23 protein-coding genes and 4 pseudogenes are annotated in these 26250 nt (G+C 56.9%); 14 read left to right on the top strand and 13 right to left on the bottom strand.

What is annotated here, in order from left to right; genetic code table 11:
• The first annotated feature begins 22 nt into the window (after positions 1-22).
• The 3 genes from yihA to DW151_RS01950 all read left to right on the top strand — a co-directional run bounded on the left by yihA (position 23) and on the right by DW151_RS01950 (position 2053).
• Positions 23-613: a ribosome biogenesis GTP-binding protein YihA/YsxC gene (gene yihA, locus DW151_RS01960; protein ID WP_089572350.1), complete on the top strand. Its 591-nt coding sequence runs from the start codon at positions 23-25 to the stop codon at positions 611-613.
• A gap of 92 nt (positions 614-705) precedes the next feature.
• Positions 706-1389, top strand: coding sequence for a DUF3990 domain-containing protein (locus DW151_RS01955; protein ID WP_117840221.1), 684 nt, complete (start codon positions 706-708; stop codon positions 1387-1389).
• A gap of 31 nt (positions 1390-1420) precedes the next feature.
• Positions 1421-2053: a helix-turn-helix transcriptional regulator gene (locus DW151_RS01950; RefSeq protein WP_118334183.1), complete on the top strand. Its 633-nt coding sequence runs from the start codon at positions 1421-1423 to the stop codon at positions 2051-2053.
• 282 nt (positions 2054-2335) lie between these two features.
• Here the strand turns inward: DW151_RS01950 and thrB are convergent, their stop codons facing one another.
• Together thrB and thrC are read right to left on the bottom strand one after the other, a co-directional pair.
• Positions 2336-3217 carry a homoserine kinase gene (thrB, locus tag DW151_RS01945; protein WP_089572349.1) on the bottom strand — a complete coding sequence of 294 codons (882 nt, stop codon included), beginning with the start codon at positions 3215-3217 and terminating at the stop codon, positions 2336-2338.
• Positions 3218-3420: 203 nt separating this feature from the next.
• Positions 3421-4938, bottom strand: coding sequence for a threonine synthase (thrC, locus tag DW151_RS01940; RefSeq protein ID WP_118334171.1), 1518 nt, complete (start codon positions 4936-4938; stop codon positions 3421-3423).
• A gap of 104 nt (positions 4939-5042) precedes the next feature.
• Here thrC and DW151_RS01935 point away from each other — a divergent pair, with 104 nt between their 5' ends.
• The 5 genes from DW151_RS01935 (at position 5043) to DW151_RS01915 (ending at position 10371) form a co-directional block, all read left to right on the top strand.
• Positions 5043-6431, top strand: coding sequence for an aspartate kinase (locus DW151_RS01935; protein ID WP_117800971.1), 1389 nt, complete (start codon positions 5043-5045; stop codon positions 6429-6431).
• 172 nt (positions 6432-6603) lie between these two features.
• Positions 6604-7629 (top strand): aspartate-semialdehyde dehydrogenase, encoded by a 1026-nt coding sequence (locus DW151_RS01930; RefSeq protein ID WP_117790509.1) that lies wholly within the window; start codon positions 6604-6606, stop codon positions 7627-7629.
• 646 nt (positions 7630-8275) lie between these two features.
• Positions 8276-8851 carry a methylated-DNA--[protein]-cysteine S-methyltransferase gene (locus DW151_RS01925; RefSeq protein ID WP_233505710.1) on the top strand — a complete coding sequence of 192 codons (576 nt, stop codon included), beginning with the start codon at positions 8276-8278 and terminating at the stop codon, positions 8849-8851.
• A gap of 196 nt (positions 8852-9047) precedes the next feature.
• Positions 9048-9548, top strand: a complete 501-nt coding sequence (locus DW151_RS01920) for a cell wall metabolism sensor histidine kinase WalK (protein WP_117637629.1) — start codon at positions 9048-9050, stop codon at positions 9546-9548.
• 148 nt (positions 9549-9696) lie between these two features.
• The gene (locus DW151_RS01915) at positions 9697-10371 is read left to right on the top strand and encodes a TIGR00266 family protein (RefSeq protein WP_117629922.1); all 675 of its coding nucleotides are present in this window, start codon (positions 9697-9699) and stop codon (positions 10369-10371) included.
• A gap of 162 nt (positions 10372-10533) precedes the next feature.
• On the opposite strand, the pseudogene DW151_RS10890 reads toward DW151_RS01915, so the two are convergent.
• Positions 10534-10674 (bottom strand): annotated as a pseudogene (locus DW151_RS10890) (hypothetical protein); the annotation flags it as partial.
• 109 nt (positions 10675-10783) lie between these two features.
• On the opposite strand from DW151_RS10890, the gene DW151_RS01905 reads away from it, so the two are divergent.
• Together DW151_RS01905 and DW151_RS01900 are read left to right on the top strand one after the other, a co-directional pair.
• Positions 10784-11485: an ABC transporter ATP-binding protein gene (locus DW151_RS01905; RefSeq protein ID WP_117774146.1), complete on the top strand. Its 702-nt coding sequence runs from the start codon at positions 10784-10786 to the stop codon at positions 11483-11485.
• Positions 11486-11490: 5 nt separating this feature from the next.
• Complete coding sequence (locus tag DW151_RS01900) at positions 11491-14256, top strand: FtsX-like permease family protein (protein ID WP_233543288.1); 2766 nt, start codon at positions 11491-11493, stop codon at positions 14254-14256.
• A gap of 63 nt (positions 14257-14319) precedes the next feature.
• Here the strand turns inward: DW151_RS01900 and DW151_RS01895 are convergent.
• The 4 genes and pseudogenes from DW151_RS01895 to DW151_RS01880 form a co-directional block, all read right to left on the bottom strand.
• Positions 14320-14418 (bottom strand): annotated as a pseudogene (locus DW151_RS01895) (helix-turn-helix domain-containing protein); the annotation flags it as partial.
• Positions 14399-14839: an RNA polymerase sigma factor gene (locus DW151_RS01890; protein ID WP_008978027.1), complete on the bottom strand. Its 441-nt coding sequence runs from the start codon at positions 14837-14839 to the stop codon at positions 14399-14401. The pseudogene DW151_RS01895 and the gene DW151_RS01890, both read right to left, overlap by 20 nt.
• Before the next feature lie 535 nt (positions 14840-15374).
• A complete protein-coding gene (gene rlmN, locus DW151_RS01885; protein WP_118334169.1) occupies positions 15375-16364 on the bottom strand; it encodes a 23S rRNA (adenine(2503)-C(2))-methyltransferase RlmN in 990 nt (329 codons plus the stop codon).
• Between the two features lie 22 nt (positions 16365-16386).
• Positions 16387-16566: pseudogene (locus DW151_RS01880) on the bottom strand (cysteine-rich KTR domain-containing protein).
• 381 nt (positions 16567-16947) lie between these two features.
• On the opposite strand from DW151_RS01880, the gene DW151_RS01875 reads away from it, so the two are divergent.
• Positions 16948-17304: a helix-turn-helix transcriptional regulator gene (locus DW151_RS01875; protein WP_118334168.1), complete on the top strand. Its 357-nt coding sequence runs from the start codon at positions 16948-16950 to the stop codon at positions 17302-17304.
• Here DW151_RS01875 and DW151_RS01870 read toward each other — a convergent pair.
• The 5 genes and pseudogenes from DW151_RS01870 to DW151_RS01850 form a co-directional block, all read right to left on the bottom strand.
• A pseudogene (locus DW151_RS01870) lies at positions 17267-17602 on the bottom strand (helix-turn-helix domain-containing protein); the annotation flags it as partial. The gene DW151_RS01875 and the pseudogene DW151_RS01870 sit on opposite strands and share 38 nt — an antisense overlap.
• A 355-nt stretch (positions 17603-17957) precedes the next feature.
• Positions 17958-18278: a multidrug transporter gene (locus DW151_RS01865; protein ID WP_117635687.1), complete on the bottom strand. Its 321-nt coding sequence runs from the start codon at positions 18276-18278 to the stop codon at positions 17958-17960.
• 444 nt (positions 18279-18722) lie between these two features.
• The gene (locus DW151_RS01860) at positions 18723-19643 is read right to left on the bottom strand and encodes a helix-turn-helix domain-containing protein (RefSeq protein ID WP_118334166.1); all 921 of its coding nucleotides are present in this window, start codon (positions 19641-19643) and stop codon (positions 18723-18725) included.
• A gap of 392 nt (positions 19644-20035) precedes the next feature.
• Positions 20036-21115 carry a 6-phosphofructokinase gene (locus DW151_RS01855; protein ID WP_118334165.1) on the bottom strand — a complete coding sequence of 360 codons (1080 nt, stop codon included), beginning with the start codon at positions 21113-21115 and terminating at the stop codon, positions 20036-20038.
• Positions 21116-21254: 139 nt separating this feature from the next.
• A complete protein-coding gene (locus tag DW151_RS01850) occupies positions 21255-22340 on the bottom strand; it encodes a carcinine hydrolase/isopenicillin-N N-acyltransferase family protein (RefSeq protein WP_118334163.1) in 1086 nt (361 codons plus the stop codon).
• Between the two features lie 161 nt (positions 22341-22501).
• On the opposite strand from DW151_RS01850, the gene DW151_RS01845 reads away from it, so the two are divergent.
• The 3 genes from DW151_RS01845 to DW151_RS01835 all read left to right on the top strand — a co-directional run bounded on the left by DW151_RS01845 (position 22502) and on the right by DW151_RS01835 (position 24968).
• A complete protein-coding gene (locus DW151_RS01845; RefSeq protein WP_233539962.1) occupies positions 22502-23887 on the top strand; it encodes a M18 family aminopeptidase in 1386 nt (461 codons plus the stop codon).
• A gap of 213 nt (positions 23888-24100) precedes the next feature.
• Complete coding sequence (locus DW151_RS01840; RefSeq protein ID WP_117584152.1) at positions 24101-24481, top strand: translation repressor RelB; 381 nt, start codon at positions 24101-24103, stop codon at positions 24479-24481.
• A complete protein-coding gene (locus DW151_RS01835; RefSeq protein WP_118334161.1) occupies positions 24474-24968 on the top strand; it encodes a PIN domain-containing protein in 495 nt (164 codons plus the stop codon). Before DW151_RS01840 ends, DW151_RS01835 begins: the two co-directional genes overlap by 8 nt.
• Before the next feature lie 232 nt (positions 24969-25200).
• Here DW151_RS01835 and DW151_RS01830 read toward each other — a convergent pair whose 3' ends face one another.
• Positions 25201-26136 carry a D-2-hydroxyacid dehydrogenase gene (locus DW151_RS01830; RefSeq protein ID WP_118334159.1) on the bottom strand — a complete coding sequence of 312 codons (936 nt, stop codon included), beginning with the start codon at positions 26134-26136 and terminating at the stop codon, positions 25201-25203.
• Positions 26137-26250: the final 114 nt, after the last annotated feature.

Here is a 26250-nt window from a genome sequence, read left to right as displayed (position 1 = left end):
ATCCTACGACCAAGGAGTGTCCATGGCCGATTCCATTAACTACCAGCTTGCCAAGTTCGTTGCGAGCTATGGCAAGGTTTCGCAGATTCCCGAGTCCACCTGTCCCGAGGTGAGCTTCGTCGGCCGCTCCAACGTGGGCAAGTCGTCGATCATGAACAAGCTTTTTGGCCGCAAGAACCTGGTCAAGGTTTCGAGTACGCCGGGCAAGACGAGCAACATCAACTTCTTTGAGGCCGATGACGTGCACTTTGTCGATCTGCCGGGTTACGGTTTCGCCCGTCGTTCCAAGGCCGAGCGTGACCGCTGGGCAGAACTTATCGGCGACTTCTTCGACTCGGAGCGCAGCTTTAACCTGGTCGTGTCGCTGGTGGATATTCGTCACGACCCCAGTAAGCTCGACCATGACATGATCGACTATCTGCAGGGCAACGAGTTCAACTTTATCGTCTGCCTCACCAAGGCCGACAAGCTCAGCCGCACCCAACAGGCCCGCCAGGCAGCAGCCATCAAAAAGCAGCTCAACGTCCCGGCTGAGAACGTAATCATCACAAGCTCCCAGACCGGCGTGGGCATCGACGAACTCAAGCGCCGCATCGCCGAGGCCTGCCTTTAGTCAGGCCGCGGCCCCTCAAAAGCTCTTATCAATATCACTTCAGTGATAGTTATTGGTAAACTATCACTGAAGTGATATTTTTGGAGGTCGATATGGAGCTTTGGCACGGGTCGGACGTTGTTGTTGATCATCCATCGTTGGATAAATGCAGACAATTCAATGACTATGGGCGCGGGTTTTATTGCACACCGCATGAGGAAATGGCAATGGAGTGGGCATGTCGAACCGAGTCTGATGGCATTGCCAATCGATATGAGCTTGATTTAGATGGCCTTTCGGTCTTGGATTTAGAGTCTGGGGAGTTTTCAATCCTCAATTGGCTTGCGATTTTGGCCGACAACCGGGAGTTTAATGTCTCGACGCCGCTGGCACGCGAAGGACTTCGGTATTTGCTGGACAACTGCCTGATTGATATTTCTCCTTATGACGTCATTCGAGGCTATCGCGCTGACGATTCCTACTTTTCGTTTGCAAGACAGTTCGTTAACGGCATGATTTCGCTCAGGCAACTGCAGCGCATTATGTTTTTGGGGGATTTGGGCATTCAATATGCGCTTATGAGTGAGCGCGCGTTCTCGGCGATCAGGTTCCGCGATTGGAAGCAGGCCTCAGGAGCCGAGTTTTATCCCAAACGATTTGAGCGAGAACAGAACGCTCGACGAAAGTACCTGGATACGGTAAACGGATTTGACTCTGATGGTGTCGACATTAGGGATTTGATGGCAGGGAGGGTTGATTTAAATGATCCAAGAGTTAACGGATTGTGGGCCGAGTAGGACATACCCCGTCTATTACCTTGAGGACGCAATGAACAACCTCGGGGATTGCTTCGACTATGCCGTTAACGATTACGGAGCAGAAGGATCGGAAGTTGCTGAACTCTTTTGCCTGAGCGGGGTTGCTCGAGAGTTTGAGCGCGGCAATGCATGGGTAGTGTCGGGAAAATCGGGTGTTGAGCTGTTCGCGCTTATCGCCGAAAGGTCGGGCTATCAAAACGGGCCTATACCGGACTGCACCTATCGATTTGAGAAGACGCCGGAATATTGGGCGGGCTGGATGCTGGCATACCTGCAGTGGCGCCTAGGAGAGTCTTTCGAAGATCTGCTGCATGTCGTTCCGTTTGACGCACTGCGCAACCTGTACTACCCCTGGCATGAAGCTTCAGAGGAACGTGTGGCGAGTCTTGTTTGCGATATGGCGAAGAAAACACCTCGTCAAACCAAGCTAGCACTAGCAAGAAAGAGGCTTAAGAAAACCCAACAAGACTTGGCATACGAATCAGGCGTATCACTCCGCTCAATCCAAATGTACGAACAGCGCCAGCGAAACATCAACGAAGCCTCGGTAACAATCGTAAGAGCTATAGCAAAAGCCCTCCACTGCAACATCGAAGACCTCCTAGAACCAGTCTTCGACTACAAGGAACCCAGCGCCGCGTAAACCAAGCACACAGCCGATGCCCGCCTCTAGGAAGTGCTCCAGCCTAGCAAGAGCCCCTACCAATAAAAAGCAACTATCAGCCCGGCGACTTTCCAGGGCGTAGGTCCCTGTAGCCGCTGTCAGCGAAGTTAACGTAGGGGAGGCCGGGGGCTTTGCCCCCAAATCTTTCCGCAGGACGGCAGGACCCCCGCCGCACGAAGTGCGCAGCGGGGGTCCTGCCATGTCCGAGGACGATTTGGGGGCAAAGCCCCTGGCCTCCCCGGCGAGTATACGGGACGGCGGCTACAGGTATTCGATCTGGGCGCCCTCGGTGTCGCACGTCAGAATATGCGTATCACACTTAGGGAACTGCTCGCGCAGCTTGACCTGCAGGAACTTTGCCACGATGGTGTCGTCGGTCACAGCCATGAGGGTCGAGCCCGAGCCACTAATCCAGATGGTCTTAGCGCCGCCGTTAAGGCAGGTGTCGCGCACGGCGTTGTAGTCGGGAATCAGGCGGCGACGATAGGGCTCCTGAATGCGGTCGTCATTAGCGGCGGCAATCAGGTCCAGGTTACCAGTCTCCAAGCCGCGCGTCATGCCAGCGATGCGGCCCATCTGCCACACGGCGGTGGAGAGCGGAATCTCCTGCGGCACGACCTTGCGCGCCTCGCTCGTATGTACCTCGTAGGGCGGAATCACTGTAATAAAACGCAAGCGATCGCTTACCTCGTAGCGCAGACACTGGGGCAGCGAATCGGTCGGCGTAAAGGAGCAGACGGCGCCGCCCAAGATAGCGGGGGCGACGTTATCGGGATGGCCCTCGACCTCGGTGGCAATGCGGACGAGCTCGGCGCGGTCGACGGTGTGGCCTGTCAGCGCGGCGGCAGCCATAATGCCAGCGACGACGCAGGTGGAGCTGGAACCCAGGCCGCGAGCCACGGGCACGTCGGTCTGGATGTCGATGGCAACGGGGAAAGCCGGCTCGCCCCATGCGGCCAGCGCATCGACAAAGCTGACGTAGACCAGGTTGTTCTCGTTTTGGAACTCCTCGGGGCAGCCGGTGATGGTGAGCTTGTCGGCGCGCTCGAAGGTGAAGTGCGAGTAGAGGCTGACGGCCATGCCGAGGGTGTCGTAGCCGATGCCTAGGTTGGCGCTGGTTGCTGGGACGGTGATTTTGATCATGTGGGTCCTCCTGGGCGGGTCTGGCCGTTTAGTTCGCTGCTCGGGCAGTCCTGGCTCGCTCGGAAAGCACATTAAGTGCTTTCCGGCTCGTGCGGAACTCGCGACGAACTAAACGGCCAGACCCGCTCGCATGCTCGTCATCATCCCGGGGGTTATCTGATGAAAGAAAGTGCGCCGGCTTTCGCCGGCGCCTTATAAGGGGTTTAGTTGGTAGCCATCTTTTTTGCTGCAGACTCTACGTAGTTGGCCATCTCATCGACGTCGCAGACGTCTTCGAAGCGGACGGGTTTGGATTCGAGTTCGGCGAGCTGAGTCGGGGCGACCGTGTTGGTGGCCTGCTCGAGCACACGCATAGCCTCAAAATCGTCCTCGGGCACGTCGAGGCCCAGGGCATCGCAGCAGGCGCGCGGGAACTTGTAGGGGCTGGCGGTCGAAAGCAGCACGCGGGCCTTGGCGCCCTCGGCGGGAGCGACCTGCTCAAAGACGTGATAGCCGCAGGCGGTGTGCGGGTCGATCACGTAGCCGTTCGCATCCCAGCAGCTCTTGATGGCGGCGCGAACCTCGTTCTCGCTGGCCCAGCCGCAGCCAAAGACGCCCTGAATCTTGGCCAGCAGCTCGGCGGGCACCTCGTAGCGACCCGTCTGTGCCAGCTGCTCCATAAGGCCGGCTACGAGCTCGCAGTCGCCGTCGGATAAGAAGTAGAGCATGCGCTCCAGATTGGAGCTAATGAGAATGTCCATCGACGGCGAGATAGTCGTGAAGAACGGACGGTTGCGGTCGTAGACGCCGGTGGTCAGGAAGTCAGCGAGCACGTTGTTCTTGTCGCTCGCGACGATGAGCTTGGCGACGGGCAGACCCATGCGCTTGGCGTAGTAGCCGGCCAGGATATCGCCAAAGTTGCCAGTCGGCACGCAGAACTCAACGGCGTCGCCGGCCTCCAGGCGTCCGGCGCGCAGCAGCTGCGCATAGGCGGCAAAGTAGTAGACAACCTGCGGCACCAGGCGGCCGACGTTGATGGAGTTGGCGCTCGAAAGCACCGTGCCGGCGGCCTCCAAGCGCTCGGCAAGTTCCTTATCGGCAAAGATGCGCTTGACGGCACTCTGGGCGTCGTCGAAGTTACCGCGGATGCCGCAGACGGCGACGTTATCGCCCTCCTGTGTGGACATCTGCAGATTCTGCACGCGGCTGACTTTGCCTTCGGGATAAAAGACGGTGATGCCCGTCCCCGGAGCGTCGGCAAAACCGGCGAGTGCGGCCTTGCCGGTGTCGCCCGACGTGGCGGTGACGATCATGATGCGCTCGGCGCCGCCGTCCTTGGCGGAAGTGCGGGCCATGAGGCGGGGGAGCATCTGCAAGGCGACGTCCTTGAAGGCGCTTGTGGGGCCGCCAAAGAGCTCCATCACATAGGTCTGAGGGGCGTCAGCGCCCGGCGCAGCGTCGAGTTTGACGAGCGGCGTAACCTCTTCACTCGCGAACGTGCCGCGGTATGCCTCGTCGACACACGCCGAAATTTCTTCGGCCGTGTAATCATTCAGTAACATTCCCAACACATCTTGAGCGATTTCAAAGTACGATTTATCTGCAAGCGAGTTGATATCGACCTGCTGGGTGCCGAGCTCGTCTGAGACAAACAAACCCCCGTCGGGAGCGATGCCGGTGCGGATTGCCACCTTACTTGAGCACGATAAAGTGCGTCCTCGTGTACTATGATAAGTTCCCATATAACACTGCTCCTCGGATGCCTTGGTCCCAATCGGTGAAACCATGGTATCAGAGCGCGCAAAGTAGGTTCGCAGAGGCTTTTTAGAAAGGTAACCTCAAGCCCATGATTAAGATTGCCAAGTTTGGCGGCTCGTCGGTCGCCGACGCCGAACACTTCAAGAAGATTAAGGCCATTGTCGACGCCGACCCTGCCCGCCGTTTTGTGGTGGTTTCTGCCTGCGGTCGCCGCTTTAAGGGCGACACCAAGGTGACCGACCTGCTCTATCTGGTCAATGCGCACGTTAAGTACCACGTGTCGTGTGAGGAGCTGCTCGAGGACATCGGCCAGCGCTATTTTGATATCGCTGATGAGTTGGAGCTCACCTATCCCATCCGTGAGGAGTTCGCGGCCTTTGCCGAGCGCGCCCGCTCGGGCGGCTACTCCACCGAGGAGCTTGTGAGCCGTGGCGAGTACTTTACCGCTCGCCTGATGGCTGAGTACCTGGGCCTACCGTTCCTGGACGCCGCGACGGTTGTGGCGTTCCATCACGACGGTACGCTCAGCATGAATCGCACCTCCGAGCTGGTGCAGGAGTATGGCCAGCAGGGCGGCTTCGTTATGCCTGGCTTCTACGGCGCGACGCGCGAGGGCCAGATCAAGCTGCTCGATCGAGGCGGTGGCGATATCTCGGGCTCGATCTTGGCCAAGTGCCTGGGCGCCGACCTGTACGAGAACTGGACCGACGTCTCGGGCTTCTATTCTGCCGATCCGCGTATTGTTCCCGAGGCTCAGCCCATTGCGCGCGTTACCTACGAGGAGCTGCGCGAGCTTTCGTACATGGGCGCAAGCGTCCTGCACGAGGAGGCCGTGTTCCCCGTGCGCGAGGCGGGTATTCCGCTGGTCATCAAGAACACCAATGCGCCGCAGGACCCCGGTACCATCATTAGCGAGACGGCTGATGAAGGCGAGGCAGAGCCCATCATTACCGGCGTGACCGGCAAGCGCGGTTTTGTCGCCATCAACGTGGCCCGCGACCGCACCAAGCCCCGCGTTGGCTTTATGCGCCGTGCGCTTTCGGTCTTCGAGCGCTATGACGTTTCCGTCGAGCATATGCCCACCGGCGTCGACCGCTTTGGCGCCGTGGTGCAGGAGCAGGATGTGCACGATTCGCTGTACTCACTCGTGGGCGACATCCAGCAGGAGGTCGAGCCGCTCGAGATCGAGGTCGTTGAGGGTCTAGCGCTTATCGCGACCGTCGGTCGTAACCTGCGCGGCCGTGCAGGTATCTCGGGCCATCTGTTTGGCATGCTCGGCCAGGCTGGCGTGAGCGTGCGTATGATTTCGCAGAGCTGCGACGAGATCAACATCATTATCGGTGTCGAGGAGAAGGACTTTGACCTGGCGATTCGGACCATTTACCGTGCCTTCTCCGACGAAAATGGCATTGTGAAGGTCTCCGACCTGGAGGCTTCCGCGCCGGTTGATCCCGCTCTGGCCGCGCTCAAAAAGTAGCGACTGCTCGGTAGATTTTTGGGTCATGTCAAAAAATCTACGGCGGGGCGTTTCGTTTCGGTTTCGTTTCGACGGGGCGGGTTTCGTGCCTGCCCCGTTCTTGTATACACTGGCAACAATAATCGGCCTGCTTGGCGTGCGGGCGATAGCCACAACCTTTAAAGGGGGAAGCATGAAACAGTACACGGTTGCTATTTTGGGCGCGACGGGAGCCGTGGGCACCCAGATGCTCGAGTGCCTGAACGAGCAGGAGTTCCCGGTCGGCAAGCTCAAGCTGCTGGCGAGCGCACGCTCTGCGGGCAAGACCGTCGAGTTCCGCGGCGAGCAGGCTGTGATTGAGGAGGCTTGCCCCGAGGCTTTTGAGGGCTGCGACATCGTGCTCGGCGCTGCCGGCGACGATATCGCCAAGGAGCTGCTGCCCGAGGCCGTCAAGCGCGGCGCCGTCGTGGTCGACAACAGTCACGCCTTCCGCATGGATCCCGAAGTGCCGCTGGTTGTGCCTGAGATCAATGCCGACGACATCAAGTGGCATCACGGCCTTATCGCCAACCCCAACTGCGCGACCATCATCGGCCTGGTTCCCACCTGGCCGCTGCATCAGCTCGCCGGCGTGAAGCGCATGATCGTCTCGACGTATCAGGCTGCTTCGGGTGCCGGCGCTCCCGGCATGGCCGAGCTCGAGGCTCAGCTGGCCGCCCTGGGCCGTGGCGAGGAGATTCCCGAGCCGCGCGCATTTGCCGCCCAGCTCGCGAGCAACCTGATTCCGCAGATTGGCGGCGTCAAGGAGGAGGGCTTTACCTCCGAGGAGATGAAGCTGCAAAACGAGGGCCGCAAGATCATGCACCTGCCCGAGCTGCGTGTGAACTGCACCTGCGTGCGCGTGCCCGTGCTGCGCTCGCACTCCGAGAGCATTACGCTCGAGTTTGAGCGCGACATCACGGTGGAAGAGGCCCGTGCTGCGCTGGCCGCCGCTCCGGGCGTCAAGCTGGTTGACGACATGAGTGCCGAGGATGCGCACGATCGCTTCCCCATGCCGATGGACACCTCCGACCAGGACCTGATTTGGGTCGGTCGCGTACGCCGCGACATCTCGAACCCCGAGGCCGCACGTGGCATCACCTTCTGGTGCTGCGGCGACCAAATCCGTAAGGGCGCGGCAACCAACGCCGTCCAGATCGCTAAGCTGCTCTGCGAGTAGCGGTGGACCTGTCCGGCGGGGGCCGGGCTTGGTTTTCAGAACGTCCTCGACCATGTGTGGCGCCTTGTCCTGCTCCTTCGGAGCTGCGGACAAGGCGCCACACTGGTCTGCGGAATGTTCTGAAAACCAAGCCCGGCCCCTGCCTGCGGTGACTCGGCTGCGAGCGGTCTGCGATGGGGCCGTTGCTAGTTGGGGCCGCTGGGCTGATGTGGGGGCACGTGGTTGTTGCGGGCCCTAGTCCCGGCGGCGGCCTCGGCGCTTCGCGCCTGCTGCCTGGGGTGACTTTGGGCTTGGTGCGAATTGAGGTCTAATACTTTTCCCGTGAAGTGAACGACCTTATTTGGACCCCCGAAGCATTGGCATTTTTTGATTGCTATGTCCTGCGGTTTTGCAGCGCGAATCCTGCGGTTTTGCGGTCTAAAGGTGTGGATGCTCCGGGACTTCGTTTTTACTCGTTCACTTCTTGGGAAAAGTATTAGAGCTCAGCTGGCGGGGGTACCGCCCTGGCGTCGAAGCCCCGCGTCTTCTTCGCTTGATTGGGAAAAACAGCCTCGCTGAAGTAATTGCGAGCCCGCCCGGACGTATCTGCGGGGGTTGTCTGCACAGTTCGCGGTATTATGTTGCGGAGTTTTGAAAGGAGCCGCTGGTGGTCACGACGACGTTTGCTTCGCCTTTGGGCGAAATCTTGCTTGCCGCTGATGGCCGCGGTCTGACGGGGCTTTGGTTTGAGGGGCAGGAACACTTTGGCTCCACGCTTCTCCGTGAAGACTCCGAACATGTTGAAGGCGTCGATGCGGTTTCCGGTACTGGTGGCATGTCGTCGGTGAGTCCGGCAAATGGTGCGGCCTCTTCGGTGCTTGAGCGTTCCTGGGCTTGGCTGAATGCTTATTTTGCAGGGCAGGAACCTCGGTTTACGCCGCCGTTGCATATGATCGGCACGGCGTTTCAGCGTGAGGTTTGGTTTGAGCTGCTTTCGATCCCGCGTGGCGAGGTCGCTACGTATGGCGAGATCGCCCAGCGTGTTGCCGCTCGACATCGTGTACCGGGAAATGAAGCGCCCGTTGTATCTCCTCGCGCGGTGGGGGCTGCGGTCGCTCGCAACCCTATTTCGATTATCGTGCCGTGCCATCGCGTGGTCGCGGCCGACGGATCGCTCAACGGATACGCCGGTGGACTGGATCGCAAGGAGTGGCTGCTGCGCCTCGAGGGTGCCTATCTATAAGCTGCAGGCGGCCGCAACGCCCATGCGGCAAGCGCGCTCGCTGTACGGGCGTTGTTTGCAGGGCGAGATGTGAAGCCGCCCGTTCCTTAAGTCCGACTAAGCTATAACCTTGCTTTTTTAAATATGCTCATCGACCTGCTAAGGCAGCACTAAGGCGAGTGCGGGTGCGCTATTATCGGCGCTCACGGAGCGCTTGGTGTTCTTGGCACGCATGGACGAGGGCTCGGCGGGCTTTACCATGGCGTCGATCGATCTTTCGGAGGCGGTGAACAAGGCGGCGGCGCCGTTTAAGTCGGTGGCGGTCTCAGGCGGTAAACGCCTGTCGACGTCGATTGCGACCGGCGTGCGGACCCATGCCGATGCCGCGGCGGTGGCGCAGGTGGTTGAGTTGCTACTGGACAACGCCACGCGCTATGCGAGCGAGGGCAGCGTGATTGAGCTGAGCCTGTGCGCCGTTTCGCACGGCAAAGGCAAGGGCGCCGCCGAGCTTGTCGTATCGAACGCCGTGGACGAGCTGCCCGAGGGCGACCTGGACCGATTGTTCGATCGCTTCTATCGTGCGGATGCGTCGCGCAGCTCCAAGACGGGTGGCTCGGGCGTGGGCCTGTCCGTGGTGCGTGCCATCGCCGAGGCCCATGGAGGCGCCGCCACCGTATCCGGTCACGGCAACCAGATCACCTTCACCGTTTGCCTTTAAAACCTGCCAAAAAGGAACAGGTTTATTTTGGCAGGTTTTATCTGGGGAAACGTCCGCAGGAGAGGGCATGGGCGGTGTGAACATATGCATCTCTACCTGCTAAAATATAGGCATCGTTATTCGGCTCCTGAGTGGAAAGGAGACGGTCATGCAGTACGAGATCGGCGGAGGGGCTTTCCCGGTTGTTACGTGCAACCTTAGCGATGGCGAATCCATGATCACCGAAAGCGGCGCCATGGCTTGGATGACCCCCAACATGGAAATGTCTACCTCGGGCGGTGGCATCGGCAAGATGTTCTCCAAGGCTTTTTCGGGTGAGGCATTGTTCCAAAACATTTGGACCGCGCGTGGCGATGGCATGATCGCGTTTGGCTCCTGCTTCCCCGGCCGCATCGTGCCAATCGAGATCGGTCCGGGCAAGAGCTGGATTTTGCAGAAGCGTTCGTTCCTTGCCGCGGAAAGTGGCGTCGAGTTGAGCATTCACTTTAACAAGAAGGCAAAGGCCGGCGTCTTTGGCGGCGAGGGCTTTATCATGCAGAAGCTCACGGGCTCGGGTGTTGCTTTTGCCGAGATCGACGGCGACCTGGTTGAGTACGAGCTCGCTGCTGGCCAGCAGATGATTGTGGATACCGGCAACGTGGCCGGCTTTGAGGAGACCGTGAGCATTGACGCTCAAATGGTCAAGGGCGTCAAAAACATCATGTTTGGTGGCGAGGGCGTGTTCAACACCGTGCTCACCGGTCCCGGTCGCATCTGGTTGCAGACGATGCCCATTTCCAATCTTGCGGCAGCAGTGGCCTCGATGACCAACAACAATAACTAGTCCGCATAGGATAGCGCGCGGCGGGCTTACCCTGTCGCGCGCTTTTTTGCTGGCAAACGCCTCGCTTATAGAGTGTGGCTGCGCTGCTACAGCGAGCGTCGTCATCTCGTCACCCTGATAGCTTGCGGCAAGCGTGGCAATGAGGAGTGAGAATTTGAGTGCTCAGTCCCAAGGCATAATGGCGGCCATGCCAACAAGCAAAAACGAGTTGCCGGTGTCACGGAAAGGCAGGCGTCGGTCGATTCCACGTGAGACGGCTGTGCCGATCTGCACGGCCGCCCCTGCGCGTCCCGCGCTGCCCCCAAAGAGGTACGTTTCCCCATATAAAACCTGCCAAAATAAACCTGTCTCTTTTTGATAGGTGCGAAATGGGTAATACTAAAGAGTTATCCGACCAGATGGGAACCGATCGATGGCCTATATCGAATTTAAAGACGTCATCAAAGCATACGGCGAGGGCGATGCCCGCATTCACGCGCTCGACGGCGCGAGCTTTACCGTTGAGCGTGGCGAGCTTGCCATTATCCTGGGCGCTTCGGGCGCCGGTAAAACCACGGCGCTCAACATTCTGGGTGGCATGGATACGGCGACTTCCGGCACCGTGACGGTGGACGGGCGCGATGTGAGCTCCGCTAACGAGGCGCAGCTCGTGGAATACCGCCGCGCCGACGTCGGCTTTGTCTTCCAGTTCTACAATCTGGTCCCCAACCTGACGGCGCTCGAAAACGTCGAGCTCGCGGCGCAAATCTGCCCCGATTCACTCGATGCCGAGCAAACGCTTTGCCAGGTTGGCCTGGGCGAGCGCCTCGCCAACTTCCCCGCGCAGCTATCGGGCGGCGAGCAGCAGCGCGTGTCCATTGCCCGCGCGCTGGCCAAGAACCCCAAGCTGCTTTTGTGCGACGAGCCCACGGGTGCACTCGACTACAAAACCGGCAAGCAGATTTTGCAGTTGCTGCAGGACACCTGCCGCAAGCAGGGCATCACGGTCATTATCATCACCCATAACTCCGCGCTGGCGCCCATGGCCGATCGCCTGATCCGCTTTAAGAGCGGCCGCGTGGAGAGCGAGACGGTCCAGCAAAATCCCGTGTCTATCGAGACAATCGAGTGGTAGCGCCCATGGACCAGGACCGCCAAAACAGCCAAAACCACGATACGGAGCACGCGGGCCGCGACCGGGAGTTCGCGACCTACCGTACCGCCCAAAGCTCAAACGATATGGTGCCGACGGTATTTCGCCGTGGCATCTACCGCACAATCCGCGGCAGTCTTAAGCGCTTCCTATCTATCGTGGTCATCACCGCGCTCGGCGTGAGCGTGATGTGCGGCCTCAAGGCGGGTTGCGAGGATCTGTGCGATTCGGTCGACGCCTACTTCGACCAGCAAAATGTCTATGACATTAACGTGCAGTCGACCTATGGCCTGACTGACGATGATCTCGACGCCATTCAAGAGGTCGACGGCGTCGAGACGGCCGAGGGCATCTACACCGAGACCGCTTACACCGCCGTGGGCACAACGCGCGAGCGCGTGGTCGTGCAAAGTCTTTCCAAGGAGAATATCGATCAACCGGTGCTGGTGAGCGGCGATTTGCCCGAGAGCGCCGGTGAGGTCGCGGTGACTTCGAAGTTCCTGAAGGCTTCGGGCAAAAAGCTCGGCGATACGGTGAGTTTTGCCGCCAATGACGCGAGCTCGTCGAACCAAAGTGCCAAGGACCAGTTTGCCGCGGGCGATTACACCATTACGGCCGAGGTCCTCGATCCTACCGACGTGAGCTCCGACTCGACAGTCAACGCCTTTCGCGCTGCTTCGGCTGCGGACTATAAGTTCTATGTGAGCGAGGATGCCGCGACATCTTCTTCCTATTCCGCAGTCCACGTAGCCGTCGAGGGAGCCAAGGACCTCAACTCCTATTCTGATGCCTATACGGCAAGGATTAACGAGGTCAAGGGCAATATCGAGAAGATCCGCGAGGAGCGTGAGAAGGCGCGCGCCCAGGAGCTGACGGTCGACACGCCGGCAAGCTTGGATGCGGCCGAGCGCCAGGCGAATATGCTCTTTGGGATTGAACAGGGCAACATCGATCGTATGGCCGAGGGCAGTGAGGAACGCGTCCAGGCTCAGGCCGAGTTGGACCAGCGCCGCGCCGCCGCCGATCAGCAATTCGCCGATGCCCGCGCCGAGCTTTCCGACCTGGGCGAATGCACTTGGTACATCCAGGACCGCGGTAACATCGCAAGCTACTCGAGCGTCGAGAGCGACAGTTCTTCGATCGAGGCCATCGCCACGGTGTTCCCGTTCATCTTCTTTATCGTCGCCGTGCTCATCAGCCTTACCACCGCCACGCGTATGGTCGAGGAGGAGCGCACGCTCATCGGCCTGTACAAGGCGCTCGGCTATTCACGCGGGCGTATCCTGTCCAAATACGTAGACTACGCACTGTGGGCGTGTCTGATCGGCGGTGTGCTCGGCAACATCATCGGATTTGTGGGCTTGCCGCTGTTCCTGTTTACGGTGTTCGACGACATGTACTCACTGCCCCAGATGCTGCTTTCGTACGACATCGTGTCCTCGATCGTCTCGGTGGCGCTGTTTGCCGTGGGTGTGGTGGGCGCCACGATTATCGCCTGTCGTCACGAGATGGCCGAGACCCCAGCCTCGCTCATGCGCCCCAAGGCGCCGCGTGCCGGCTCACGCATTCTGCTCGAGCGCATCGGCTTTATCTGGCGCCGCATGGGCTTTTTGAACAAGGTGGCAGCGCGTAACCTGTTCCGCTACAAAAAGCGTGCCTTTATGACCATCTTTGGCATCGCGGGCTGTACGGCGCTCGTGATTTGCGGCATGGGCATCCGCGACACGTCGGTGGCGCTTTCGCCCAAGCAGTACGGGCATATCACGCGCTATGACTTGCTGGCGGTCGCCAACCCCGACGATTTTTCGCAGACGCGCGCGGCGCTGGAGGAGCGTAGCGCGGCCATCGACTCCAACGTGACCGTGACTTCGACGCTGCCGATCATGACCGACAACGTCACCTTTACATTTGACGGCAAGAGCGAGACCGTGCAGCTGATCGTGATTCCCGACGACCGCACGGGTGACTTGGGCGATTACGTGTGCCTGGAGGATGAGTCCAAAGAACCGCTCGCCCTGCGTGACGGGGACGTGTATCTGAGCAAGAGTTCACAGTTGGTGCTGGGGATTCAGCCGGGCGAGACAGCACACGTCCAGGATTCGTCGCTCAACGTCGCCAAGGTCAAAGTCAGCGACATTTCGCTCAACTATCTGGGCAACACGCTTTACATGACGCAGAGTACCTATGAGCGTGCGTTCGGTCGAAGCGCACGCCTCAACGGCGTCTTTGTGCTGCTTAAGGGTTCGTCGGCCGACCAGATTGCGTTTAGCAAGAAAATTAAGAGCGACGGTTGGCTCACCATCTCGAGCACGGCCGAACATTGGCAGAACTACGAGGCGAACTTTACGATTATCAATTCTGTCGTGGTGCTCGTGACCTTTATGGCAGCGTGCCTATCGTTTGTGGTGGTGTTTACGCTGTCCAACACGAATATCTCCGAGCGCGAGCGCGAGCTGGCGACCATTAAGGTGTTGGGCTTCCGTCGCGGTGAGGTGCACCATTACGTCAACAAGGAGACGTTGATCCTCACGGCGATTGGCGCTGCGCTGGGCGTGCCGCTGGGCGGCTTGCTGGCCGAGAGTTTTACGTACATTTTGCAGATGCCGTCGCTGTACTTTGATGTCGAGGTCGAGCCGCTAAGCTACGTGCTCGCCGTGGTGCTTTCCTTTGGCTTTACGTTTATCGTCAACCTCGCTACCAATCGCACCCTCAACAAGATCGACATGGTCGGCGCCCTCAAGAGCGCCGAGTAACCTGCCAAAAAGGGACAGGTTTATTTTGGCAGGTTTTATCTGCGCAAACGCCGGACAACCATTCATAGCGTCCGGGTCGCCCTTTGTCGCTACCACAATGACAGGATAGGGAACAAGGGCATTTTCCGGGTAGCCGGGTTCGTTACCATTCGTCCCATTCATCAGCATTTTCCTCCAGATATTTTCTTAATCTCTCAAAAGAGCTTGTCCGCCTGTACTGTATCGTGCTTCTCGACGTATTGAACAGTTCCGCAATCTCGGTATCGTTCATTCCCTCGAAGTAATACAGCAGTATGGCTTTGCGCTTTTCTTCCGGCAAAGTACGGATTGCTTCAAGAAGCAGCTTTGGCGTGATTTTCTTCCCGGCTTTCTCAAAGACGGTTTCAACAGTTTCCCGTTTGAAATATTCATCAAACGTATGAAGCTGTCGCGCTTCGTCTAAGGTCATGTCGGAAAAGGTCACTTCCTTTGCCCTGTGTCTGCGAAGCTCTCTATGAGTGTCGCACGCTTCATTGTGAAGTACCGTATTACAAAACTTCTGAAAAGCACACTGTTTGTAAAACTCCCTGCTGTTAGGTTCCACATTCTCACCTCCTTTCTCGTTGGAAAGTTGGTGGTGCTTCCCCCTTTTCGCGGGGCAATACGGCGGTTTTCAAAAACGCCGAAGATTTTTTGAAATTTCTTCAAAAAATTTTTTGAGCAGCAAAATGCGCCTGTCCGAAAAGCCCGGACAGGCGCATTGGTATTGTGAGTAGTATTTAGATGATTAGACAGTTCATATATACAAGCGTAATTTCCCCCGGTGGTGGTCGGGCTTTTTTTGATGTGTCAATGACCGTCGGATTTTGTCGATATGGTATGTGCTTCATGGCGGCTACCTCCTTTAGCCGCCGCTTTTAACAGTGATACCGCGTCATTTCTTGAGAAGATAAAAAGAAACGGCGGCTTTGATTTTTCAAAGCTGCTGCGGAAATCAAAGAACGACAAGCAACAGTTCTGATTTTGCTCCAATATGGTTATTGGGGGCACAAATTAAATCAAAAAAGAGCCGATAACAGCAGTATTTCAAACTGCATATTATCGGCTCTGCGTCTGTGCGTCTGGCTCTTTTAATTAAATTATTTTTGTTGTTTTTTGGCTTTATTATATGTATTAGCTAACTGTCCACAAGCTGCTTTAATCTTTCTACCATGAGAAACTCTCATGGTAACTTCAAGTCCTGTTTGCTCTAATTGATGTTTGAACGCAACCATTTCTTGTTTTTGTGGTGCTCTAATTTTTGAATTACTCGTCGGGTTGTATTGCAGCACGTTAATCATAACATTTTTGCCCTTAAACCATTTTGCAAGTTGCCTTATATCTGAGGAACGGTCATTTATACCTGGTAAAAGCAAATACGCAAATACCACTTTTCGATTATGCCTTTGTGAATAGGACAATGCTTGCTTAACAACATCTTCAATAGCGTACATGTGCATATGAGGAATGATACAGTTTCTCACAGCCTGTGTTGCTGCATGTAAAGATATTGTCAACTGAATTTTTAGATGTTCTTCGCGCAATTTTTTTAATTGATTAACTGGACCAACTGTTGATATGGTAATGCCGTCGGTTGGAAAGTTAAGTCCATTTCTATCTCGAAGAATATGGATTGCTGCAATCAAGTTGTCGTAATTGAATAAAGGTTCTCCCATTCCCATAAAAACGATACGATTTACTTTTTGACGTATCAATATGACCTGCTGCACAATTTCAGACGGTGTTAGATTACGAACGAAACCATTGCGTCCGGACTCACAAAAAATACAGCCAACAGAACAACCAACTTGCGTACTTACGCAAACAGTCCCACCATCTCGCCGTTTAATAAAAACCGTTTCGATATACCTGTTGTCTTTCAATTCATAAACATACTTTTCAGTATCGCTACTTTTATAGACTTTTTTTGTTGATATTGATAGATTTTTTTTGTGAAATGGCTGTTTATACAATTTCGCATATAAGGCTCTTGCTTTATCCTCTCCAATTACTTCCGACATTTCTTTGTAAGTAAATCCGTATGGGTCATTCAATATTTCCGTAGGTGTACTTTTAGGTAAGTGTTTCATTTAATATCCTTCCTTTTCAAAATTAAAAAGTTTGTTTTTCAGAGTTTTTGATTATGATTTCTAATTTTTCAACATCAACGATATGTGTTAATTTACATTTAGGGCAGAAAAGAGGAAAATTTCTTAATACCGTATTATAAAATACTTAAACCCTCGTCTTTCCGTTACAAATTGGACATTTTATCCAATATTTTTCAAGCATAATATTTCTCCTTTTGCGCAAAAAATACAGGTCAATTCTCAACATGAGCATTGACCTGCATTTATACATATAACACTACAACAAAATTAAGGCATAGTTTTTATACTATGTCTATACATCGTTAGTTTTGTTGTATAGCATACGCAAAATAAGCATGACAAAAAAGCCCATATTGAAAATGGGAAAAATCTTTTTTAATTTCAATGCTTATCGAATACGCATGCTATGTAACATAAACATTTCCCCCCTTTTAATAATACTATACAAAAAAAGCGGCTAGTTGTCAACATATACATATGAATTATTTTAGTCAACTGATAGAACAGTGTAGACATATCCAAGAGGAAAGGTGAACAGTAAAATGTAATAGGGTGAATAATTATGGCAAAAAGACCAGTACCGAAATACGACTTCAAGGCTTTTGGGGCAGCGATAAAGGCGGCGCGGACAGGGCGCAAGGAGAGCCGCAAGAAAGTAAGCGACGAAATGTTTATCTCGCCGCGTTACCTTGCGAACATTGAGAACAAGGGGCAGCACCCAAGTTTACAGATTTTCTTTGAGCTTATGCTCCGCTACAATATATCCGTAGACCAGTTCCTTTTGGAAACGCCGCCGGAGAAGAACACGCAGCGGCGGCAGCTCGACGCGCTTCTTGACGGTATGAGCGATACAGGCATACGGATTGTGACCGCAACGGCAACAATGTTGGATTTTCCAATGTTGGTAAATCCGGCGTAGGCGGCTGCGGCTGCTCGAATATCACATAGTCCGCGCCCCGCAAGCGTCCTTTCTCGTCGCGCTCCCTTGAACGGACGATATACCCGGCGCGTTCAAGCTCCTTAATGGCTTCGCGGATAGCGTCTATCTTCTCCCGGTTGATAAGGGATAAGCCTTTCAAGGTGTAGTCCCAATCTTCGGGGAGTGACAGCATTTGCGACAACAGCCCCTTTGCCTTTAGGGAAAGCTCCTTGTTGCGTAGGTGGTGGTTGCTCATTACGGTGTAGCCCTTGTTCCGTTCCACTCTGAAAACTGCCATAGTTCATAGCTCCTTTGCTTTGGATTTGTTACGCAGTAGAAGCGCGGTTTCGGGGAATAAGGTATAAATCCCTTGCCGCGCCAGATACACACCCGCAAAACCGCTTGTAGCAAGGCTTTTTCTGCCCCTACTGCGTAACAAAGGGCATGAAAAAAGCGGCGTTCCTGTTCTCCCATGTAGAGAGTAAGAAACGCCGCTTCTGCGTCGTATTCAGTTTTTAGTACAATACCCTGCTTGTCCGTCGCTCGAAAAACCTTGATTTTCCAGTGTTTTCAAAAGTATCGTTATCTAACGTCAGCTTTAGGTGGCCCGGCGTTTGCCCCGTTTTGCTGGGGATGTCTGTCGTTCAGTGCTCTTACTGGCCAATCCAGTGTTGCGCATAGCTCTTAATGTCCTCGGTAAAACCGTCAAGGTCGTCAAGGGTGATCACGCTGTCGATAAGCAAATTGGCTATCTCGCGGTGCATTGTGCTGCGGCGAATGTCGTTTGCAATTACGCCTGAGGACAGCTTGTCTCTATTGAGGCGCTCTTCTAGTGCCCAAAATCTACTGGACGCTTCACTGTCGCCGTTCAGTATCTCAACATACTGGCCGATGAGCTTTTCCATATAACGTTCTTGCCATTGAGGAAGCATTTTCTTAAACAGCTTCCAGTCGCTTTCGGCTACGTCGCGCATATGTCCTCCGCTCGTTAAACGGGCTTTTCCATTTGCCTTTCATTCTATTTGGTTTTCGCTCACAGGCGTGGATGAAGGGCTTTCTCCAGCCTTCGAGATTGGGCTTGAATGGGTCGTATGCCGCAAAACGGGCCTATCTACTACGTTTGCTACCACACCCTCGACCATGACAAAGATTATGAAATTAAAACCGCAGGTAGAGGGCTTGCAAATATTCGGAAAAGGCGGGTATGGTCGGCCCTCTCGAGTTAAACGTAGTAAATAGGCCCTTTTCTTGGCGCGTGGTCAGCTCAATGCTAATCTCCGTGCCGGAACTGACCCAGTTGTTTGTAGGTTGCGGTGATATACGGACTGTTTGGCGCTTTGGAGCTTCAAAACAGTCCCTATCTCACCGCAACTTAGGAGAAGGGCGGGGGTGGTTGGGTGCTGGTGGGTCGGAGCGTGTTAGGCCTGTTGGCGGTGCTTCCATTGTTTGCGGCACCAGCGCATGAGCGCTTTGATGACGGGAATCGTGATGAGGATGATCCATGCAGGATGGGGCTGTCCCAAACAGAGCCACATGTAGAGGAACCAAGCGATGGCGGCTGCCGGGTAGATGACCTCGATCAGCTTAGATAAGTGGCGTTGGTCGATAAAGTCGCCAAGCGCGTAATAGACGGGAACCAGAAAGACGAGGAAAAGCCCCATGCCCCATGTGCCGTAGACAATGCCGAGCACCAGATAGGCGAGAGTGACAAGTGCGGGGAAGGGGAATTTGTTCCATGCACGTCCGACCTTGGTGTGGAAATGCTTGCCATGATGGTCGAGCTTGTCGTGTGCTTCCTTCCAGCTGGAAAACGTCTCGCCGTCGATGGTGACGGTGCCGTCGTCATTGGTGCGTACGCTATGTCCATCGTCCTCAAGCGTATCGATATGCACGCCGTCCGGCCCCACATGCACCTCTTCGCCCTTGCGCTCGTTGGTCACATGGATGCCGCTCCAACCAACATGGACTTCCTCGCCTTTATTGGGATCAATGACGTGGATACCGCGCGCGAGGGAAATATCGACAAGTGGTTTGTCGCCGCAATCGGCGTGCTCGGCAGAATCCTCGGCCTCGTCAGCCACATCCGCCATCTCGGTGTCGGCGCTACCGTCCTCCAGGTCGTCGGCATCGTTGGCCGCCTCCCCATATAACAGCTCGTCCAACGACACGTCATACAGCGCGGCGAGCGCAATGAGGTTATCGGTATCGGGTGAGGACTCGCTGCGCTCCCATTTACTAACAGCCTGGCGGCTTACGCCCAGCTGGGCAGCAAGCGCCTCCTGAGAAAGGCCGGCAGCTTTACGGCGATCGACGAGGCGTTGTGCCATCGCAAGATCCATGGTGGTTCCTTTCGTTTGATGGTCGAATCGAATGAGCCGAGTATGCCGAGAACAACCGGTAGCGACCACCATTTCTAGTTAGAATCTGCCCCAACCCTACCGCAACTACCGGTAGCAACCCCTAACGACCAGCCATTTCAGGACAAATGTCAGTGCTACTCTCAGCTAAGAGCCTGCAACATCCCAAAATCTCAGCCCACGCACTTGCAGCAAGAAGACGAATAGCCTCGGCCTCCCTAGTTACCGCAGGAGGCCCCAGGGCTTTCCTCCCAAATCTTTCCGCAGGACGGAAGGACCCCGCCGCGCGAAGCGCGCAGCGGGGTCCTGACATGTCCGAGGACGATTTGGGAGGAAAGCCCTGGGGCCTCCGATGAGAGCAGTTCCAGCCGAGGCTATTCGTCGCCGAAGCTGATGCCCAACGCCTTGGCCTCGCGCACCAGGTCGCTCTGGGGGTCGACAAACTTGAGCTTGCCGGCGACCTTCTCGAGCGGCATGTGGCACATCTTGCCGTCACGCAGGGCAATCATGTAGCCAAACTCGCCGCGCAGGCAGCCGAGCGCGGCCTCGACGCCGCACTGGGTCGCAAAGATGCGATCCTGGGCATCGGGCTGGCCGCCGCACTGCGTGTGGCCGGGGATGGCGACGCGGGTCTCGCGACCGGTCTTGGCCTCAATCTCCTTGGCGATGTCGTAGACGATCGACGGGCTCGTGCGCTCGGCAAGCTTCTTCTTGTATTCCTTCTTGGACAGCGCCGCGTCCTCCTTGGAGATAGCGCCCTCGGCGACGGCCACGATGGTAAAGCGGCTGCCGGTCTCCATGCGATGCTCGATGGTCTTGATGACGTTGTCCATGTCGTAGGGGATCTCGGGAATCAAGATGACGTCCGCGCCGCCCGCGACGCCGGCGTACAGCGGGATCCAGCCAACCTTGTGGCCCATGATCTCGATAACGAACACGCGGCCGTGACTCGAGGCGGTGGTGTGGATGTCATCGATGCACTTGGTAGCGACGTCGATGGCGCTCGTAAAGCCAAACGTCAGCTCGGTGCCCCAGGTGTCGTTATCGATGGTCTTGGGCAGGGCGATAACGTTGAGGCCCTCTTCGCGCAGGCGGTTAGCGGTCTTGGTGGAGCCGTTGCCGCCCAGCATAAACAGGCAGTCGAGCTGCAGCTTATGATAGGTGTGGACCATAGCGGGCACCTTCTCGACGCCATCGGCCTCGGGAACATCCAGGCGCTTGAACGGCGTACGGCTCGTGCCCAGGATGGTGCCGCCGCGGGTGAGGATGCCGCTAAAATCGGCGGGCGACATGACGCGGAACCTGCTGTAGATAAGGCCCTGGTAGCCGTCCTCAAAACCATAGATCTCGATAGGCTCTTCGCTATTGGTCATGAGCGTTTTGACAATGCCGCGCATGGTGGCGTTGAGCGCCTGGCAGTCGCCGCCACTGGTAAGAAGACCGATCCTGAGCATGATGAATCCTTCCGGGCAAGTTATAACATGCGCATAAGTTTACCCCGCACACTGTTGATACGGGGGTAAAACGTGTTAGCTCAAGCGTATAGAAATGTAAGCAACGTCAGGCGAGCGTAAGGACGACGGTGCCAGCTCCTTACAGCGCGAAGGCGTCGACGTCGCCCCAGTGGCGGCGCAGCGTGATGGCGGCAGCGGGCTCGGTGTTGTCGAAGACGACCGACCACTGCGTGTTGCTGGTGATGTCTTCCGGATTGGGCTCTTGCGCCGCAGCGCGTAGGGCCTTCCAAGCGACTGCCTCGTCTTGGGCGCCGGTATGGGCGTCGAGGACATCGGCGATGGCGATGGCGCGCTCCTTGCCATGGCCCAGCTCGCCATTCTTTTGGTTGGGCAGCACTTCGTCGCCATAGCAGGCGTAGAAGTTCGTGACCTGGCGTACGGGCGTCGCCTTGCATGCACGGTCGGGATCGCGCGGATCCCACTCCACCACCCGCGCGTCACCGGCGGCGTCGTTGATAAAGAAGTGATAGTCGCGTCCGGCCATGGCGTGCATGTCGTAGGCAGAAAGCAGGTCGACGGCCTCCTGCGTGGTGGCCGCGCGGTCGAGCACCAGACGGATGGCGAGCGAAGTGTTGATGACGGGGCGTTGCGTGTCCTGGTCACAGGGCTTGGAATCCAGAGTGAGTACGGCAATGGACACGCCGCATTTGTTAACACCGTCGAGCTGGGTAAACGGGCCCATGAGTGCGGCGGCACGTCCGGCGACGGAGTCAAGCGGAGTGTTATCGCCCAGGTTGTTAAGGGCGGCAAACCCGATGGAGGCATAGCCGCCGCGTGGGTGATTGCGCACCAGCAGCGCCGAGGTGTCGTCCTTAAAGTCGTAATTGCGACCGGTGCGCACGCGGCCTTCGGCATCTACGGCGACAAAAGCGCTGCAGGCAAACTGGGGCGCCTGGACATGTGCCGGCACACCGGGCAACACCTGCGCCACCACAGCATCAATGTAGGCCTGGTCATCGCGCACATCGGTTGCGATGATGCGGTCAAGGTCGTAGTCGTAAGCGATGTCGATTGCGTACAGGTCATAGCCATCCGCATAGTCGGTCAAGCGTTTGAGCGACGCAACGGACTTGATTTGCTTGCGGTAAACGATGCCGGCGGCAGCGGCAAGGCCGACGGCGACTCCCGCGACACCGCAGGCGATAGCAATGTTACGTGGCTTCATGACGGCTCCTCTCGTCCTGTTAGCGCAATTGTCGCAAAAGGAGCGCGGGCATGATGGCTCAACTTGGTGAGCGGCGCGGAATTAAGCACGGAATGAAGAGTGCGGCGCTGGCGTGGCGGGGTATGCTGGAGGGGATCATCAGCCCAGCGAAAGGGGAGAACATGACGGATCAGGAAACGCCCGAGCGCGTGCATGTGACGGCCGACGATATCGAGGCCGCCAACGACCTTATCGACTTTATCGAGGCATGCCCCAGCATGTTCCATACGGCGGCGACCATTATGGCCGAGCTCGACGAGGCGGGCTTTACCTACCTGCCCGAGAATGCGGCGTGGGATATCGAACCGGGCGGGCGTTATTACACGCAGCGCAACACCTCGAGCGTCGTTGCCTTTAAGGTGGGCGAGGACCTGGCCGCGACGTGGGGCGAGGACGGCGTTGCCGGCGACTATCATTTTCAACTCACGGCGTCACACAGCGATTCGCCGACGTTTAAGGTTAAGGCCGTGCCCGAGCTCGACGGCGCGGGCGAGACGCTGCGCCTGAACACCGAGGCCTACGGCGGCATGATCGACTACACCTGGTTCGATCGCCCGCTGGCACTTGCGGGCCGCGTGCTGGTGCGCGAGGGCGACCGTATCGAGAGCCGCTTGCTCGCTACCGAGCGCGAAGTTGCCATTATCCCGAGCCTTGCCATCCATATGAATCGTGGCGTTAACGAGGGCTTTGCGCCCAACCGAGCTGTCGACCTGTGCCCGCTCATCAGCGCCGGCGAGCTTAAGCAGGGTGACTTCGATGCCCTGATCGCCGAAGAGCTGGACGTTGAGCCCGAGCAGATTCTGGGCCGCGATCTGTTCCTGGTCAATCGTCAGGATGCGCGCATTTGGGGCTGGGCCGACGAGTTTATCTCGACGCCCAAGCTCGACGACCTGGCCTGCACCTACACCTCGCTGCAGGCATTTTTGGGTGCCGAGAATGCGCACGACGTTTCGGTCTTCTGCTGCTTCGATAACGAGGAGGTTGGCTCCGAGACCAAGCAGGGCGCCATGTCGACGTTCTTGGCCGACGCGCTGCGCCGCATCAACGGATCGCTGGGCTTTGACGATGAGTCGTACCACCGTGCGCTTGCCGCTTCGATGCTCGTGAGCTGCGACAACGCGCATGCCGTGCACCCCAACCACGCCGAGAAGTGCGACGCCCGCAACCAGGTTGTGCTCAACGGCGGCATCGTCATCAAGGAAGCCGCCAACCAGCACTACTGCACCGATGCCTTTAGCCGCGCGGTGTTCCAGGCCATCTGCGATGACGCCGACGTGCCCACGCAGGCCTTCGCCAACAAGAGCGACATGGCCGGCGGCTCCACGCTCGGCAATCTGTCCAATATGCAGGCGAGCATGCATGCCGTGGACGTGGGCCTGCCTCAGCTGGCCATGCATTCTAGCTACGAGACCGGTGGCGTGCGCGACGTGGTATACGCCATCCGCGCCCTCACGGCCTTCTACGAGCGTGACCTGAACATCAACGGCGCCGAAAGCGTTGAGCTCTAAAACCTACCAAAAAGGGATGTTAATTTTGGCAGGTTTTATCTGGGCAAATGCAAAGGGTAAAACCGAACTACATCGGTGATGCGTAGCCGCCGAGGTGCAGTGCGCCTCGGCGGCTTTTGGTGCGCAGGATACGGCTATGCTTCAAAATGCTATACATGCTTTACGTATTTAACATAGTGTTTTATGATGATTTTGGAGTGGTAAGGAGGGATCATGACTACAACGGCCGCTCAGATCAACGTGCGTCTCGATGCCGATCTTAAAAGGAGCGGCGACGCTGCTCTCTCCAAGGCCGGTATGACGCCGAGCCAAGCGGTGCGAGCGCTCTGGCAGCTTGCAGCGTCGCTGGCCGATCGCCCCGGTGCGCTCGAGGATATCCTGCTGCCCAGTCGTGCCCGGGCGGAACAGCGCGAGCGCGAAAAGGCCGCCAAACGTAAGCTCGAGCTCATGGATCAGGGGTCGAAGCTGTTCGCTGCCGCTTGCTGTGAGTCGGGAATCGATATGGTCAAGGCTCAGCCATCGGACGACGAAGAGCTCAAACGGAATGCCTATGCGGATCGCTATGGCGAGGAGATGAGCTGGCTCTATGAGTGAGACTCCAAAGCGCATCTTGGTTGACACCAACGTGTGGCTCGATTACTTCATTCCCTCACGACGTGGTCGTTCAGTGGCGATTGAGTTTTTACGCAATGCATGCACGGCGCAGGTGGATTTGCTGTATGCGGCGACATCGTCCAAAGACCTGTTCTATTTGATTTCAAGCGAACATAAGGCATGGTATCGGCGAGAGCACGGTTCGCTTTCCCAGAATGCCGCTATGGCAGCGACTTCGCTTGCATGGGATTGTCTTAGCGTGTTGTCGCAGCTTGCCACGCCAGTGCCCTGTGACCTGAGCGACATATGGATGGCGAACAGGCAGCGTGAGCTCCATAGCGATTACGAAGACGATTTAATCATTGCGGCAGCGATACGCACTCAAGCAGATCTACTGGTCACCAACGATGCCAAACTCTGTTCACACGCACCCGTCGCAGCAATGAACGTCGAAAACGCAAGAAACTATCTAACAACGCTCAAATAGCTCTAAACCTCACTGGCCGAATAATAGTCAGCGAATGCCCCCAGGCAGGGCCGCGCCAGCCAGTCCCTACAGGTTGAACAAAAGTCAGCGAGAGCCCGTCTGGGCGAGCAAGGTGCCTTGAAACAAGGCGGCATTGACCTTCTGGTCATGCCGCCGAAGTTGAAAGGCAGATTGCCGTCCAGACGGGCTCGCAGCGTCGGCTCATTACGCCGTTTGTAAAACGGCGTAATTCTTAGTGTTCGATCCAGCAGCGCAGGGTCTCGCCGGCCTGCAGGTGACGCAGATTCTCCGCGGCGATGTCTATGACGTTGTTGAGCGTGGCTGCCAGGTGGAACCAGCCGGAGACGTGCGGCGTGATGAGCATGTTGGGCGCATCCCACAGGGGGCTTGTCGCAGGCAGCGGCTCAGGGTTGGTGACGTCGACCGCGGCGCCGGCGAGATGTCCTGACTCCAGGGCGGCAACTAAGTCGTCGGCGACCACAAGATCGCCGCGGCCGCCGTTGGCAAAGAAGGCGCCCGGCTTCATCGCGGCGAAGAACTCGGCGTTCGCCAGGCCTTGGGTTTCGGGTGTGCTGGGCATAAAGGATGCGACGATATCAGCCTCGGCAAGGCGCTCGGGCAGGGCGTCCATACCGTCCATGTCCTCAAACACAATGGGATAGACGAGCGGATGACGCTTGATGCCGCGGACGTGCGCGCCCATGCTGCGGCAGAGCGTGGCAAAGTGGCCGCCAATGTCGCCCGCGCCCAGCACCAGCACGTTGGCATTTTTGAGCGAGGTGACCGGCCCCAAATCCTCCCAGCGATGCTCGCGCTGCAAGTCGTGATAGCCGGGCAGGCGCTTCATCATGGAAAGGACCATGGCAAACATGTGCTCGCTCACGGCCTGGCCGTAGGCGCCCACCGAGCAGGAAAGCCTAGCGTCGGCTGGCACGGTGCCGGCGGCCAAGTAATCGTCATAGCCCGCGGTCTGCAGTTGCAGCAGCTGGAGGTGCTCGCATGCGGTAAGCAGGGCAGGGTCGATATTGCCCAGGATCACGTCGGCGTCGGCAACCTGCTCGCGCGTGACGGCGTCGGCGCTCGTGTAGATAAAGTCCTCGCCCGGAGCGCTCGACTCGAGGATTGCGCGATGGCGGTCATTGACGGGCAGCAAAACCAGGATGTTCACAAACAGTCCTCTCCGCTCGACCTGCCAAAAAGGGACAGGTTTATTTTGGCAGGTTTTACCAGGTAAAACGCTAAAAAACGCCGGGCTTCGTGATGGTTAACATATCCATCGCGT

The organism is Collinsella sp. AM13-34, from assembly GCF_003473055.1.
Classification (GTDB): Bacteria; Actinomycetota; Coriobacteriia; order Coriobacteriales; family Coriobacteriaceae; genus Collinsella.
The sequence above is the reverse complement of the archived record's forward strand: the minus strand, read 5'-3'. Positions and strand labels throughout refer to the sequence as shown.

Coding starts and splice junctions, on each gene's coding strand:
- yihA (WP_089572350.1), top strand. CDS start 23: ATGGCCGATTCCATTAACTACCAGCTTGCCAAGTTCGTTGCGAGCTAT.
- DW151_RS01955 (WP_117840221.1), top strand. CDS start 706: ATGGAGCTTTGGCACGGGTCGGACGTTGTTGTTGATCATCCATCGTTG.
- DW151_RS01950 (WP_118334183.1), top strand. CDS start 1,421: ATGAACAACCTCGGGGATTGCTTCGACTATGCCGTTAACGATTACGGA.
- thrB (WP_089572349.1), bottom strand. CDS start 3,217: ATGATCAAAATCACCGTCCCAGCAACCAGCGCCAACCTAGGCATCGGC.
- thrC (WP_118334171.1), bottom strand. CDS start 4,938: ATGGGAACTTATCATAGTACACGAGGACGCACTTTATCGTGCTCAAGT.
- DW151_RS01935 (WP_117800971.1), top strand. CDS start 5,043: ATGATTAAGATTGCCAAGTTTGGCGGCTCGTCGGTCGCCGACGCCGAA.
- DW151_RS01930 (WP_117790509.1), top strand. CDS start 6,604: ATGAAACAGTACACGGTTGCTATTTTGGGCGCGACGGGAGCCGTGGGC.
- DW151_RS01915 (WP_117629922.1), top strand. CDS start 9,697: ATGCAGTACGAGATCGGCGGAGGGGCTTTCCCGGTTGTTACGTGCAAC.
- DW151_RS01905 (WP_117774146.1), top strand. CDS start 10,784: ATGGCCTATATCGAATTTAAAGACGTCATCAAAGCATACGGCGAGGGC.
- DW151_RS01900 (WP_233543288.1), top strand. CDS start 11,491: ATGGACCAGGACCGCCAAAACAGCCAAAACCACGATACGGAGCACGCG.
- rlmN (WP_118334169.1), bottom strand. CDS start 16,364: ATGAAACACTTACCTAAAAGTACACCTACGGAAATATTGAATGACCCA.
- DW151_RS01875 (WP_118334168.1), top strand. CDS start 16,948: ATGGCAAAAAGACCAGTACCGAAATACGACTTCAAGGCTTTTGGGGCA.
- DW151_RS01865 (WP_117635687.1), bottom strand. CDS start 18,278: ATGCGCGACGTAGCCGAAAGCGACTGGAAGCTGTTTAAGAAAATGCTT.
- DW151_RS01860 (WP_118334166.1), bottom strand. CDS start 19,643: ATGGATCTTGCGATGGCACAACGCCTCGTCGATCGCCGTAAAGCTGCC.
- DW151_RS01855 (WP_118334165.1), bottom strand. CDS start 21,115: ATGCTCAGGATCGGTCTTCTTACCAGTGGCGGCGACTGCCAGGCGCTC.
- DW151_RS01850 (WP_118334163.1), bottom strand. CDS start 22,340: ATGAAGCCACGTAACATTGCTATCGCCTGCGGTGTCGCGGGAGTCGCC.
- DW151_RS01845 (WP_233539962.1), top strand. CDS start 22,502: ATGACGGATCAGGAAACGCCCGAGCGCGTGCATGTGACGGCCGACGAT.
- DW151_RS01840 (WP_117584152.1), top strand. CDS start 24,101: ATGACTACAACGGCCGCTCAGATCAACGTGCGTCTCGATGCCGATCTT.
- DW151_RS01835 (WP_118334161.1), top strand. CDS start 24,474: ATGAGTGAGACTCCAAAGCGCATCTTGGTTGACACCAACGTGTGGCTC.